Below are 13,306 nucleotides of genomic sequence, written 5' to 3'. Positions count from 1 at the left end.
AATCGCCGCGTGCCGAAGAACTCCGCCGCGTCCGCCGACCAGCCCCGTGACAAGGCGGGCGCCTCCGTCGTCGTCGGGCTCCTGGCCGTCCTGGTGGTGCTCTTCGGCGGGTCGTACGCCGCCGCCCACTACATCGCCGGCGACCGGGTCCCGCGTGGCACCACGGTCTCCGGCGTGGACATCGGCGGCCACCCGCAGGGCGAGGCCGCCGACCGGCTCCAGGCGGGTCTGGCCGACAAGCTCGCCCGTGACCTCGAGGTCACCGTCGACGGCCGGCCGGTCTCGGTCGACCCCGCCGCGGCCGGGCTCGACGTCGACTACGAGGCGTCGGTCGCCGAGGCGGGCGGCGAGCGCAGCTGGGACCCGGTCCGGCTCTGGAACTACTTCACCGGCGGCGAGTCCACCGAGGCCGAGGTCGTCGTCGACGACGCGGCCTACAACGCGTGGCTCGCCACCCTCGACGAGCAGCACGGCGAGGCCGCGGTCGACGGGGCCGTCGGGTTCGACGGGGGCGAGATCACCAGGACCGCGCCGGTCACCGGCCGGGCGCTCGACCCGGCCGACACGCTCGCGGCGCTGCGCGGCTCGTTCCTGGCCGACGACCCCGCACCGGTCGCGCTGGAGACCACCGACGTGGTCCCGGCCATCGACGCCGGCGACGTCCAGGAGGCGCTCGACTCGTTCGCCTCGCCCGCGGTGGCGGCGCCCGTCACCATCGACTTCCAGGGCGAGTCGGTCAAGGTCTTCCCGGCCGACTACACCGCCGCGCTCAGCCTGGTGCCGACCGACGGCGAGCTGGTCCCGACCCTCGACCCGGCCGTGCTGGCCGAGGTGATCGGCGCCAGGGTGACGACCGGCGCGCCCGTGGACGCGACCGTCCAGCTCGTCGACGGGACCCCGCAGGTGATCCCCTCCAAGCCCGGCGTCACCTTCGACCAGGCCCAGCTCGAGGCCGGCTTCCTCGACGTCGTGGCGAAGCCGCAGGGCCAGCGCACGCTCGCGCTCGACGCGCAGGTCGCCCAGCCGGAGTTCACCACCAAGGACGCCCGCGCCCTGCAGGTCAAGGAGCGCGTCTCCACCTTCCCGACCTACTTCCCCTACGCCGAGTACCGCAACGTCAACATCGGCCGCGCCGCCGAGCTCATCGACGGCACCCTCCTCAAGCCGGGGGAGACCTTCTCGCTCAACGACGTCGTGGGCGAGCGCACGGAGGCGAACGGCTTCACCGAGGGCTTCATCATCAACGACGGCATCCTCGTCCAGGACCTCGGCGGCGGCGTCTCCCAGATGGCGACCACGACGTTCAACGCGATGTTCTTCGCGGGCCTGGAGGACGTCGAGCACAAGCCGCACAGCTTCTACATCAGCCGCTACCCGGTCGGCCGGGAGGCGACGGTGGCCTGGGGCTCGGTCGACCTCCGGTTCCGCAACGACACCCCCTACGGCGTGCTGATCGAGGCCGACGTCACCCCGTCGACCCCGACGTCGCAGGGCGTCGCGACGGTGAGCATGTACTCCACGAAGTGGTGGGACATCACCACCACGACCGGCAAGGAGCACAACCTCACCCAGCCGAAGACGCGCCGCATCGACACCGTCGAGTGCCACCCCAACGAGGGCTACGGCGGCTTCGACATCGACGTCGTGCGCTACTTCGAGCCGGCCGGGAAGAACACCGAGCAGCGCGACCCCGAGACGTTCAGCACGACCTACATCCCCAGCGACACGGTGATCTGCACCAACCCGAACGCCACCGACGGCTGAGCCGCCGGCGGCGCCGGGCGGGCGTCGCCGGACCTACGGCGCCAGTCGGTGCAGGTCGCGCGGGAACGGCGTCACCTCGCGGACGTTCGCGGCCTCGACCAGCCGGCCGACCCACCGCTCGAGCCCGATCGCGAAGCCGCCGTGCGGCGGCATGCCGTGCCGGAACGCCTGGAGGTACGCCGCCTGCGTCTCCGGGTCCTCGCCCCGCGCCCGCAGCGCCTGCTCGTAGTCGCCGGGGCGGTGCAGGCGCTGGCCGCCCGTGACCAGCTCGAGGCCGCGGAAGAGCAGGTCGAAGCTGTTCGACCACCGCGCAGGCTCCGTCGGTCGAGGAGGCGCGCCGGCGCCGTCACGAGACCACGGGTGGGTGTAGAACGGCCGCTTGGCCATCGGGTAGCCCTCGACGGCGACGAAGTCGCTGCCGTGCTCGGCGAGCGCCCACGCACCCAGCGCCCGCTCGTGCTCGGGGGCGAGGTCGGGCTCGTCGGCCGGGGCGCCCACCAGCGCGAGCGCGTCGGCGAAGTGGATGACCGGGATCTCGTCGGGGACCAGCGGCACCCGCGCCCCGGTGCGTACGACCGCGTCCTCGCGCTCGGTGACCGCGGCCACCATGCCGGCCAGCACCTCGCGCAGCACGGCGAGCACGTCGCGGTGGTCGCGCACGAAGCCGAGCTCGACGTCGAGCGAGCGGTACTCCGCGAGGTGCCGGACGGTGTCGTGCGGCTCGGCGCGGAAGACCGGCCCCACCTCGTAGACCCGCTCGAAGACCCCGACCATCTGCTGCTTGTAGAACTGCGGGCTCTGGGCGAGGTAGGCCGGGCGCCCGAAGTAGTCGACCTCGAAGACCGACGACCCCGACTCCGTCGCGGAGCCGACCAGCTTGGGCGTGGCGATCTCCGTGAAGCCGAGCCCGTCCAGCGTGCTGCGGAACCCGCGCAGGGACGCGGCGGCCAGCTCCCACCGGGCGCGCTGTGCGGGGTGGCGCCAGAGCACCGGCGCGTGGTCGAGCAGCGTCGGCAGAGACACGTCGAGGGCCGGTCGCCAGAGCTCGGCCGGCGGGGTGAGCGCGTCGTCGGTCAGCGCCTCGACCACGGCGGAGGTGACCTCGACCCCGCCGGGGGCCTGGGCGTTGGCGGTCGCGGTGCCGGTGACCCGGACCGTGGTCTCCTCGGGCGGCACGGTGCTGCCGGCGGGCAGCACCACCTGCGCCAGGCCGCTGCGGTCGCGCACCACGAGGAAGGTGACCCGCGCCAGCTCGCGGCGGCGGTGGACCCAGCCCTCGAGGACGACCTCCGTCCCGGGCGTCGCGGCGGTCAGGTCGTGGCAGAGCGTTCTCATGAAATCCTCCAGGTGGGTGGAGCCCTGGAGGTGTGGGCGGGGGCCAGGTCGCGGTGCCACCACACCTTTGCCGGTGGGACACCGGCCTCTCGTCGGTCACGTCGTACGCACGGACGGGTGCTGCGCTGCGCCCCGGCGGACCGGGAGGCAGGGGGTTCGTCAGGCCCCGCACCCGTCGGCGCCATCGTGGCGGACCCCGCCGGTCCACCGCAAACCGGTTTCGGCTCCTAGGATCCGCGCATGCTCGTGCACCTGCGGCTCACCGTCCCGACCGACCTGAGCGACGACGTCGTCGCCCTGCTCGAGGACCACCACCGCTCCGCCAACCTGACGGTCCTCGCCGGCGCCTCCCGCTCGCCCGAGGGCGACCTGGTGGAGTGCGACGTCGCGCGCGAGCTGGTGGGGGAGGTCCTCGACCGGTTGAAGGCGCTCGGGCTGCACGAGACGGGCGGCATCGTCGTCACCACGCCGACGGCGACGCCGTTCGCCGCGGCCCGCCACCTCGAGCGCACGGCGCCGGGCGACCCGGAGGACGCGGTCATCTGGGAGTCGGTGATCGACGAGTGCTACTCGGCGAGCCGCCCGACGGTGTCCTTCCACGTCTTCCTGACCCTCGCGACCCTGCTCGCCGCGATCGCGGTGATCACCGACTCCTCGGTGCTGGTGATCGGGGCGATGGTCGTCGGTCCCGAGTTCGGCACCGTGGCGGCCATCGCCACGGGCCTGGTGTTCGGCCGGCCGGGGCTGACCTGGCGCGCGCTGCGCCTGCTGGTGCTGAGCTTCGCCATCGCGATCGCGGTGGTCACCCTGCTCAGCCTCGTGGCCTCGCTGACCGGGCTGGTCACGACCGAGATGGTGACCCGGCCGCGGCCGCAGACCGGCTTCATCTGGCACCCCGACCGCTGGTCGTTCGTCGTGGCGCTGATCGCGGGTGCCGCCGGCGTGCTGGCGATGACGACCGCGCGCGCCAACGCCATGGTCGGTGTCTTCATCTCCGTCACGACCGTGCCGGCGGCCGGCAACCTGGCGCTCGCGCTCGGCACCTGGGCGCCGTCGGAGATGCGCGGTTCGATCGCCCAGCTCGGCGTCAACATCGCCGGGATGGTCATCGCGGGCGTGGTCGTGCTGGTGCTCCAGCGCCTGCTGTGGGCGCGCGTGCTGCGCGCCTCGCAGCGCCTCTTCAGCCGCGGGTGAGGGCGAGGTAGCGGTTGGTGTGGTGGGTCCGGAACCCCAGCCGCTCGTAGAGCGCGAGCGCGCCCTCGTTGACGACCTCGACGTGCAGCATCGCCGTCCGCGCCCCCTGCGAGGCGCCCCAGTCGACGAGCTCGGCGAGGACGTACGTCGCCAGCCCGCGCCGTCGGTGTCCGGGGTCGACCTCCAGGCCCTCGACGAGCAGCCAGTCGCCGGAGAGCACGCCGCGACCGCGCGCGGCGCCGTCGCCGAGCACGACGCTCGCCTCGGTCGTGGCCTCCTCGAGCCGCGCCGGCAGGTCGCTCGCCGCGCCGCGCGTCGCCCGGGCCAGCTGGGCGACGGGCGCGAGCTGGGCGTGGGCGTCGCCGGACCCGGTGGGCGTGAAGCCGACGGTCGCGAGGCGCTCCTCCTCGGGTGAGCCGAGCCGTACCTGCGCCAGCGGTGCCTGGTCGCGGGCGGCGTAGAACTCCCGCACCCGCCACGCGACGTCGGCCCACCCGAGACCCGGGTCCTCCATCGCCAGCACCGAGTTGCCGCGGCGGCGAAGCCGGCCGCCGTGCGGGGGAGAGGCGCGCAGCGTCCAGGCGCCGAGCGGCTCGGTGGTGACCTGCGACCACAGCGCCTCGACGTGCCGCTCGACCTCCGAGGCGGACACCCGGGCCCGCACGGACGCGCGCGGCGGCACGGGCTTGCCGGTCACCACGTCGGCGAGCGCGACCGTCACCGGACCGTGGCCGTCGCGGTCGACGGTCAACGTCGTGCCGTCCCACGCGGTGCAGGTCCCGAGCACGTCGCTCGCCCGGCCGTCGGGCAGGAGGTGGCGGACCACCACCCGCCGACCCACCACGTGCGGTCCGAGCGCGTGCCTGCCCACGGCTTGGGGTTCCGGCGTGTCGTCCACGGCTCGGATACTAGAGTGAGCGCGTTGAAGGACCCGTCCGTGCTCAGCCGTCTTCAGGAGGACCTGGTGACCTACGTCATCGCCCAGCCGTGCGTCGACCTCAAGGACCGCGCGTGCGTCGACGAGTGCCCCGTCGACTGCATCTACGAGGGCAAGCGGATGCTCTACATCCACCCCGACGAGTGCGTCGACTGCGGTGCCTGCGAGCCGGTCTGCCCGGTCGAGGCGATCTTCTACGAGGACGACACCCCGGAGGAGTGGAAGGGCTTCTACGACGCCAACGTCCACTTCTTCGACGACCTCGGCTCCCCGGGTGGCGCGGCGAAGATGGGCGTCATCGACGCCGACCACGCGCTGGTCGCCGCGCTCCCCCCGCAGGAGCACGACGAGTGACCGACCTTCCGCTGGTCGAGGAGGTCGCCCAGCGACCCTCACGAGACCACCGGAAGGTCTCGCAGCGCCTGCCTGACTTCCCCTGGGACAAGCTGACGCAGCACGCCGCCACGGCCCGCGCCCACCCCGACGGGATCGTCGACCTCTCGGTCGGCACTCCCGTCGACCCGACCCCGGAGGTCGTGCAGGAGGCGTTGCGGGCCGCGGCGGACTCGCCCGGCTACCCGACGACCATCGGTCTCGAGGCCACCCGGCAGGCGGCGATCGACTGGCTGGCGCGACGGCACGGCGTGACCGGCCTCGGCCTCGACGGCGTGCTGCCGGTGACCGGCTCCAAGGAGCTGATCGCCTCGATGGCGCTCCACCTCGGCATCGGTCCGGGCGACCTCGTGGGCTACCCCGCGCTGGCCTACCCGACCTACGAGGTGGGCGCGGCGCTGGCCGGCGCCGACAGCCTCGCCACCGACTCGCTCACCGCGTTCGGCCCGCGCACGCCCCGCCTGCTGTGGCTCAACAGCCCGGCCAACCCGAGCGGCCGGGTGCTGCCCCTCGACCACCTGCGCAAGGTCGTCGACTGGTGCCGCGAGCGCGGCACCGTGCTGGTCTCCGACGAGTGCTACATCGAGTGCGCGTGGGAGGGCGAGCGTCCGCTCTCGATCCTCGACCCGCAGGTCAGCGGCGGGTCGCTCGACGGCCTGCTGGCCGTCCACTCGCTGTCGAAGCGCTCCAACCTGGCGGGCTACCGGTGTGCGTTCCTCGCGGGCGACCCCGCGCTGGTCGGCGAGCTGCTCGCGGTCCGCAAGAACCTCGGCCTGCAGATGCCCGGTCCGCAGCAGCGGGCGATGGTCGCGGCGCTCGCCGACGACGCCCACGTCGCGGAGCAGCACGCCCGCTACGCCGCACGGCGCGCGGCGCTGAAGGGTGCGCTCGAGGCCGCCGGCTTCACGATCGACCACTCCGAGGCCTCGCTCTACCTCTGGGCCCAGCGCCGGACCGACGACGGCGCGGAGGACTGCTGGTCCACCGTCGCCTGGCTGGCCGACCGCGGCATCCTCGCCGCGCCCGGCGACTTCTACGGCGCCGCCGGGCGCCGGCACGTCCGAGTGGCCTTCACCGCCACCGACGAGCGCGTCGCCGCCGCGGTCTCCCGCCTCGCCGGGTGACCTCCCGCCGCCCCCCGGTGCGGCAGGCTGGTCGACCTGGTGCCGGGCGACGGGTCCGGCACCCCGGAGGCGCGAGCCGGAGGCTGACATGCGGGTGACGGTGCTGGGCACGGGGACGATGGGTGCGGGCATGGCCCGGTCGCTGCTGCGCGCGGGCCACGAGGTCACCGTGTGGAACCGCACGGCCTCCCGCGCCGAGCCGCTGGCCGCCGACGGCGCCCGGGTCGCGGCCGACGCGGCGGACGCCGTCGCCTCGGCCGAGGCCGTCGTGACGATCCTCTTCGACACCGTCTCCGTGCTGGAGGTGATGACCGACGTCTCGCTCCCGCAGGGGTGCGTGTTGCTGCAGTCGGCCACCATCGGCGTGGACGGGACCGAGCGCGTGGTGGCCCTCGCCGGCGAGCGCGGCTGGCTGCTGGTCGACGCCCCGGTGCTCGGCACCAAGGCCCCGGCCGAGCAGGGCGCGCTGGTCGTGCTCGCCGCGGGGGAGGACGCCGCGGTCGACGCGGCGCGTCCGGTCACCGACGCCATCGGCGCCCGCGTGGTCCGCGCCGGGACCCGACCGGGCGAGGCCGCCCGGCTCAAGCTGGTCTGCAACGCCTGGGTCGCCTCGCTCACGGCCGCGGTCGGCCAGTCGGTCGCGCTCGCCGAGGCGCTCGGCCTCGACCCGCGCCTGTTCCTCGACGCGATCGAGGGCGGCGCGGTCGACACGCCGTACGCCCACGTCAAGGGGGCGGCGATGCTCGCGGGCGACTACCCGCCGTCGTTCGCGGTCGACGGGGTGCGCAAGGACCTCGCCCTGATCCGGGACGCCGCGCGGGCCAGCTCGACCGACGACCGGCTGCTGACGGCCGTGCTCGACCTGTTCGAGGCGACCAGCGCGGCCGGACGCGGCGCCGACGACATGGCGGCGGTCCGCACCGCCTTCTGACCGCGAGGCAGGGCCGGTTACCCAGTCCGGGTGATGACACCGCGGGCGTGCCGTTCCTAGCGTGGGACCACCACCGTGCTCGGGACAGGAGACCACATGTCGCACCGTCGATCGCGCCGCCCCGGGCGCCCCCTCGCGACCGCCCTCGTCGCGCTCGCCACGGGACTGGCCGCCCTCCTGGCCGGCGTGGGCACCGGCACCGGCGCGGCCGGAGCCGCGGCACCCGCCGCGACCTCGGCGGACTCCCGCCCGGCGCCCGCGCAGGCCCGCCGGGCCGGCCTCGACGGACGGATCGCCTTCGTCCGCGACGGGCAGGTCTTCTCGATGGACCGGTGGGGCGGCGACGTCCGCCAGCTCACCACCCGCGGCACCAACAGCCATCCGCAGTGGTCGCCCGACGGCCAGCGGATCGCGTACCTCCACGAGGCCGGCGGACGCCGCGACATCTGGGTGATGTCGTCCGGCGGCGGACGCCAGCGCGCGGTCACCACGACCGGCGACGTGACCAGCCTCGGCGCCACGTGGGCGCCCGCTGGGCGCCGTCTCGCCTTCTCCGACGGCCAGGGGCAGCTCGTGACCGCGGCGTCGCAGCCGCCGTTCGGCGTGCAGGCGGTCGAGGCGTACCCGACCGGCGGCTTCTGCGACGAGGGCGACCCGAGCATCCGCTACCCGGTCTACGTCAACCGCTTCCTCTCCTGGTCGCCCGACGGCCGGATCGCGCTCCTCGGGTCCGACTGCTACTACGACGACCGGATCGACCACTACGACACCGCGACGGGCGAGCGCCGGCAGGTCGCGGCGAGCGGTGCCGACTGCTGCGGCTACCTCGAGTGGAGCGACCTGTTCTGGGGCCCGGCCAACCAGTTCGGCTACACCCAGCGCGACACGGGCCAGTACGGCGAGGACGTCGACGCGCCGCTGCTGATCGTCTACCCCGGCTTCCGGTCCCTCGACGGCGACACCGGCGGCGCGCCGTCACCCTCGGGACAGTTCCTCGCCCTCTCCACCACCCGCGACGGGGTCGCGGTCGTGGTCCGGGCGCGGGCCGACGGCTACGGCCGCACGGTGCTGGCCGTCGGGTCGCAGCCCGACTGGCAGGACCGACCCTGACGCGCCTGCGCTGACGGGCGGGTCAGTCGAACACGTCGACGTGCACGTGGTCGCGGTGCTCGAGGATCGCCCGGTCGCCGCGTGACGACGACGGCACGCGATACCTCCGCCAGCCGTCGTCGTCGCCCGCCTGCCAGATCCGCCCGTCGAAGATCAGGGTCCGGATCGCGAGCCGGTCGGCGTTGGCGACGAGGTAGCTCGCCATCGCCCAGCCGCGCTTCCTGCTCTCCGCGTTGATCGGGCGGTAGAAGATGTCGATCGCGCGGCCCTCGTAGTGCGCCGACCCCTCCATGTGGCCGGTCGAGACGCCGCCGGGCTCGAAGCCGCCGAGCGACAGGGTGCCGAACCTCTCCTCGAGGTCGGCGCGCACGGCAGCGGCGCGCTCGACGAGGCCGCTGTCGTCGAGGACGTCACCGGCCTCCTCGCGGTCACCGGGCACCTCGCACCACATCGCCCGCGGCGAGTTGCCCGTGAGCGCCGACGCGAGCGCGCGGCCGTCCGCCTCGTGGTCGGCGTACGCGTCCGGGTAGGCAGAGCGCTGCACCTCCTGCGCGGCGACGGTGATCTCCATCGCCTCGTAGCCCTCGACCTTCGCGAGCGCGTCGTAGAAGGCGTTGGTCGCGTAGACCGGGTCGGTGAGCTGGGCGACGGTGCCCCAGCCCTGCGACGGGCGCTGCTGGAAGAGGCCGACGGAGTCCCGGTCGCCGTAGTCGATGTTGTAGAGCTTCGACTCCTGGTAGGCGGTCGCCAGCGCGATGCTGGCGGCGCGTGCCGGCATGCCCCGCTCGATCGAGATCGCGGTGATCAGCGCGGCGTTCTCGGCCTGTTCGAGGTCGACGTCGACCCTCTGGTCACCGACCTCGACGGTGCACCCGGTGGTCGAGAGCAGGTCGACCCCGTCGCGGTCGACCAGCACCACGACGGTGACCGCTGCACCCAGGGCGACCACCGTGCCGGCGGCGACGGTGCGCAGGGAGGGCATGGGCGGGCGTCTCCGGGTGCTAGTTGGCGTGCAGTGCCGCGTTGAGCGCGATGCCGTCGCCCTTCCACGGCACGGCCTCGACGGCACCGGACACCGAGTTGCGGCGGAACAGCACGTTGTCGGCGCCCGAGAGCGTGGCGGCCTTGACGACCTGCGGCTTGCCGTCGAGGTCCTTCACGGTCACCTTGGTGCCGGCCGTGACGTAGCAGCCCGCCTCGACGACGCAGTCGTCGCCGAGCGAGATGCCGATGCCGGCGTTGGCGCCGAGCAGGCACCGCTGGCCGATCGAGATCGTCTCCTTGCCACCGCCCGAGAGCGTGCCCATGATCGAGGAGCCGCCGCCGACGTCGGAGCCGTCGCCGACGACCACGCCGGCGGAGATGCGGCCCTCGACCATCGAGGCGCCGAGCGTGCCGGCGTTGAAGTTGACGAAGCCCTCGTGCATGACCGTCGTGCCCTCGGCCAGGTGGGCGCCGAGGCGCACCCGGTCGGCGTCGGCGATGCGGACGCCGGTGGGCAGGACGTAGTCGGTCATCCGGGGGAACTTGTCGACGCCGAAGACCTGGACGACGTGGCCCGGGACGACCGTGCGCAGCTTGGCGCGCACCTGCTCGAAGCCCTCGACCGCGCACGGCCCGGCGGAGGTCCACACGACGTTGGCGAGCAGGCCGAAGATGCCCTCGAGGTTGACGCCGTGGGGCTTCACGAGCCGGTGGGAGAGCAGGTGCAGCCGCAGCCAGACGTCCTCGGTGCTCACCGGCGGGGCGTCGAGGTCGGCGATCTCCACGAGGCGTACGACGCGGGTGACGCCGCGCAGGTCGTCCTCGCCGCCGTCGAGGTGCGCGAGCTCCTCGCTCGGGCCGCCCTCGGTCGCGCCGAGCACGGGGGAGGGGAACCACGCGTCGAGGACGGTGTCGCCGTGGAGGGTCAGCAGGCCGTAGCCGGAAGCAGCAGTCACGCCGCAAGGGTACGGAGGTGGCTCCACCCCGGCGGGTGGGTGTCCGCCCCTACTGCCCGGTGCGGCCGTCGACGCACTCGCGCACGAGGTCGGCGTGCCCGCAGTGGCGGGCGTACTCCTCGACCATGTGCACGACGATGTCGCGGACCTCGGTCGGCTCGCCGTGGACGTCCACGACCGCGTCGAGGTCGGTGCGGTCGAGGACCTCCCGGGCGTACGCGATCTCGCCCTGCCAGAGCTCGTGGGAGGCACGGACCAGCTCGTCGTCGACGGCCGGGAGGTCGAAGCCCGCGTCCTCGTCCTGGAAGATCCGCGGGATCTCCATCCGGCCCTCGATGACCCGCCGGAACCAGCTCTGCTCCACCCGGGCCATGTGGCGCACGAGGCCGAGCAGCGAGATGTTCGACGGCGGCACCGCCTTCAGCGCCAGCTGCTGCGCGTCGAGCCCGTCGCACTTGAGGGCGAGGGTCTGGCGGTAGTGCTCGAGGTAGCCCACGAGGCACTCCTTCTCGCCGCGGGTGGGCTGGAGGTCCGCCATCCGGGGGTCCTGGTCGGCGGGCAGCCACATGTCGTCGAAGCTCATGGGCGCCACCCAACCGGTCCGCGGGCGGGCGCGGCAACCCGATTCAGTCGTCGGGGGTGAACGCCTCGTCGACGGCGACGTCGAAGAGGCGGCTGATCCGGAAGGCCAGCGAGAGGCGGGGGTCGAAGTGCCCCTTCTCGATCGAGATCACCGTCTGGCGGGACACGCCGAGCGCGTCCGCGCACTCCGCCTGCGAGAGCCCGGCCTCCTCGCGCAGGGCCTTGAGCCGGTTGTGCATCAGCCCTCCCGGCGCTGGAGGATCACGAGGCGCGCCGACATGTCGGCCAGGCCGAGCAGGACGAAGATCCACAGCGGCAGGGTCTCCCAGTCGAGCACGGAGGCGGCGAAGGCGGTCACGGCCATCGCGACGATGGTGTCGTAGAAGGCGCCGCTGCTGGCGCGGGTCGTCCACTGGGACTCGATGGAGTCCTCGGCCTGCTCGGGGTGCTCCGTGCGGTCGAGTCCGATGGCCACGAGCGCGACGACGAACGGGAGCGTCGCCGCGGCGAAGACGGCGAACGTGACGATGTCCGGCGCGTCGTCCCGCGTCGTGGCGGCGACGAGCCCCACGACCGCCGCGACGGCGGTGCCGGCGGCAGCGGCGATGGTCCAGCGGGTGGTACGGGTGGTGGTCATGGTGTCCCCTCGTGTGTCAAAGTTCTTTGACACCATCGTGGGGCGGGGCCGGCTCGATGTCAAGTTTCTTTGACATCGCTGCCGGGCCTCGGGTGGTAGTCCAGTGAGGGATGGCTGTCCCGGGGCCGCATTTCCAGCCATCCCTCACTGGACTACCCCCGCGAGGCGCGGGCCGAAACCGCCCTGTGGACGGCCGGTACGCGGTCCGCGGGGCGGGAACGCTCCCTCCATGTACGTCCCGCCGTCCTTCCACCCGGACCGCCCCGGCCTCGTCGCCCCCGTGCGGGTCGATGCCACTCAGGAGTCGGGTCCGACGCGCGGCCAGGCGCGGGGTCGTCGGTGGCGGTCGACCGGCTGCGGCCTCTACGTGCCGGCCTCGGTGCCGCAGACGCCTCACCAGCGCGCGGTGGAGGCTGCCGCCGTGCTCGGCGTGGACGAGGCGGTGACCGGATGGGCCGGGCTCGCGTGGCTCGGCGCGGCGTGGTTCGACGGCACGTGGGACGGCGCGCGCCCGCGCCCGGTGACCGTCGTGGCGCGGCGCCACGTACGCGCGCGGCCCGGCTTCGAGGTGAGCCAGGAGTTCCTGCACCCGCGGGAGATCGTCGTGGTCGACGGGCTGCCGGTCACCCACGCGGTCCGCTCGGTGACGTTCGAGATGCGGTACGCCGACGGTCTCGGCGCCGCGGTGGAGGCGATCGACATGGCCTGCTACGCCGACCTCGTGTCGATCGCCGAGGTCACGGCGTACGTCGCCCAGCTGGGTCCGGTCACCGGCATCCAGCGGGCGCGCGACGCCCTCGTCGAGGCGGACGAGAACTCGTGGTCGCCGCGGGAGACGCGCATGCGCGGTGTGTGGACCAGGCGCGCGGGGCTGCGCAGGCCCCGGTGCAACGCCCCGGTCTTCGACCTCGCCGGGCGGCATGTCGGGACGCCCGACCTCGTCGACCCGGTGACCGGGCTGGTCGGGCTCTACCACGGCGACAGCCACCTCAGCCTCGTCGGCGCGTCGGCCGACGCCGTCAAGGAGGATGCCTATCGCGACCTCGGCCTCGAGCCGGTCTCGATGCTCGCCACCGACTGGAACGACCTCGACGCGTTCGTACGCCGCCTGCTCGCCGCCGCGCGCCGGGCCGGCAGCCGCCCCGGACCGCGCGCCTGGACGCTGGCCCCGCCGAGCTGGTGGACGACGACCGACACGGTCGCGAAGCGGCGGGTGCTCGACGCCCGACAGCGCGAGCGCTACCTCCGCTACCGCCGCGCCGCCTGAGCGCGGGGACGTACGCCCGTAGGGCCGGGCCCGGGTGGCACCGCTGCGCCCGACGCTCGGGGTAGTCCAGTGAGGGATGGCTGTCCCGGAGG

14 protein-coding genes are annotated in these 13,306 nt (G+C 73.9%); 7 read left to right on the top strand and 7 right to left on the bottom strand.

Annotation, left to right across the window (positions count from 1 at the left end):
* Positions 1-9: 9 nt before the first annotated feature.
* Positions 10-1,764, top strand: coding sequence for a VanW family protein (locus LN652_RS08000; RefSeq protein WP_230444136.1), 1,755 nt, complete (start codon positions 10-12; stop codon positions 1,762-1,764).
* Positions 1,765-1,797: 33 nt separating this feature from the next.
* On the opposite strand, the gene aspS is transcribed toward LN652_RS08000, so the two are convergent.
* Complete coding sequence (gene aspS, locus LN652_RS07995; protein WP_230444135.1) at positions 1,798-3,099, bottom strand: aspartate--tRNA(Asn) ligase; 1,302 nt, start codon at positions 3,097-3,099, stop codon at positions 1,798-1,800.
* Between the two features lie 240 nt (positions 3,100-3,339).
* Between aspS and LN652_RS07990 the strand changes: the two genes are divergently transcribed.
* Positions 3,340-4,293: a DUF389 domain-containing protein gene (locus tag LN652_RS07990; protein WP_230444134.1), complete on the top strand. Its 954-nt coding sequence runs from the start codon at positions 3,340-3,342 to the stop codon at positions 4,291-4,293.
* Here LN652_RS07990 and LN652_RS07985 read toward each other — a convergent pair.
* Positions 4,280-5,191, bottom strand: coding sequence for a GNAT family N-acetyltransferase (locus tag LN652_RS07985; RefSeq protein ID WP_230444133.1), 912 nt, complete (start codon positions 5,189-5,191; stop codon positions 4,280-4,282). The two genes, LN652_RS07990 and LN652_RS07985, sit on opposite strands and share 14 nt — an antisense overlap.
* Before the next feature lie 66 nt (positions 5,192-5,257).
* On the opposite strand from LN652_RS07985, the gene fdxA reads away from it, so the two are divergent.
* From fdxA to LN652_RS07965, 4 genes are all read left to right on the top strand, one after another.
* Positions 5,258-5,584 carry a ferredoxin gene (gene fdxA, locus LN652_RS07980; protein WP_121138392.1) on the top strand — a complete coding sequence of 109 codons (327 nt, stop codon included), beginning with the start codon at positions 5,258-5,260 and terminating at the stop codon, positions 5,582-5,584.
* The gene (gene dapC, locus LN652_RS07975) at positions 5,581-6,747 is read left to right on the top strand and encodes a succinyldiaminopimelate transaminase (protein WP_329958471.1); all 1,167 of its coding nucleotides are present in this window, start codon (positions 5,581-5,583) and stop codon (positions 6,745-6,747) included. Before fdxA ends, dapC begins: the two co-directional genes overlap by 4 nt.
* Before the next feature lie 88 nt (positions 6,748-6,835).
* Positions 6,836-7,678 (top strand): NAD(P)-dependent oxidoreductase, encoded by an 843-nt coding sequence (locus LN652_RS07970; protein WP_230444132.1) that lies wholly within the window; start codon positions 6,836-6,838, stop codon positions 7,676-7,678.
* A 96-nt stretch (positions 7,679-7,774) separates the two neighbouring features.
* Positions 7,775-8,788, top strand: coding sequence for a hypothetical protein (locus LN652_RS07965; RefSeq protein WP_230444131.1), 1,014 nt, complete (start codon positions 7,775-7,777; stop codon positions 8,786-8,788).
* Between the two features lie 22 nt (positions 8,789-8,810).
* Here the strand turns inward: LN652_RS07965 and LN652_RS07960 are convergent, their stop codons facing one another.
* Genes LN652_RS07960 through LN652_RS07940 form a run of 5 tightly spaced genes read right to left on the bottom strand, consistent with a single transcriptional unit; the run spans position 8,811 to position 11,947 of the window.
* Positions 8,811-9,770, bottom strand: coding sequence for a hypothetical protein (locus LN652_RS07960; protein ID WP_230444130.1), 960 nt, complete (start codon positions 9,768-9,770; stop codon positions 8,811-8,813).
* Positions 9,771-9,789: 19 nt separating this feature from the next.
* The gene (gene dapD / locus LN652_RS07955) at positions 9,790-10,728 is read right to left on the bottom strand and encodes a 2,3,4,5-tetrahydropyridine-2,6-dicarboxylate N-succinyltransferase (protein ID WP_230444129.1); all 939 of its coding nucleotides are present in this window, start codon (positions 10,726-10,728) and stop codon (positions 9,790-9,792) included.
* A 49-nt stretch (positions 10,729-10,777) separates the two neighbouring features.
* Entirely contained in the window at positions 10,778-11,311 is a 534-nt protein-coding gene (locus LN652_RS07950) for a DinB family protein (RefSeq protein ID WP_230444128.1), read from the bottom strand.
* A 43-nt stretch (positions 11,312-11,354) separates the two neighbouring features.
* Positions 11,355-11,549 carry a helix-turn-helix transcriptional regulator gene (locus tag LN652_RS07945; RefSeq protein ID WP_230444127.1) on the bottom strand — a complete coding sequence of 65 codons (195 nt, stop codon included), beginning with the start codon at positions 11,547-11,549 and terminating at the stop codon, positions 11,355-11,357.
* Positions 11,549-11,947: a hypothetical protein gene (locus LN652_RS07940; protein ID WP_230444126.1), complete on the bottom strand. Its 399-nt coding sequence runs from the start codon at positions 11,945-11,947 to the stop codon at positions 11,549-11,551. The genes LN652_RS07945 and LN652_RS07940 overlap by 1 nt, the downstream gene beginning before the upstream one ends.
* 229 nt (positions 11,948-12,176) lie before the next feature.
* On the opposite strand from LN652_RS07940, the gene LN652_RS07935 reads away from it, so the two are divergent.
* Positions 12,177-13,214, top strand: a complete 1,038-nt coding sequence (locus LN652_RS07935) for a hypothetical protein (RefSeq protein ID WP_230444125.1) — start codon at positions 12,177-12,179, stop codon at positions 13,212-13,214.
* Positions 13,215-13,306 lie beyond the last annotated feature (92 nt).

Source organism: Nocardioides okcheonensis (genome assembly GCF_020991065.1).
In the GTDB taxonomy this organism is placed as follows: domain Bacteria; phylum Actinomycetota; class Actinomycetes; order Propionibacteriales; family Nocardioidaceae; genus Nocardioides; species Nocardioides okcheonensis.
Note: the sequence above shows the minus strand (reverse complement) of the source record. Positions and strands in the feature narration are given on the sequence as shown.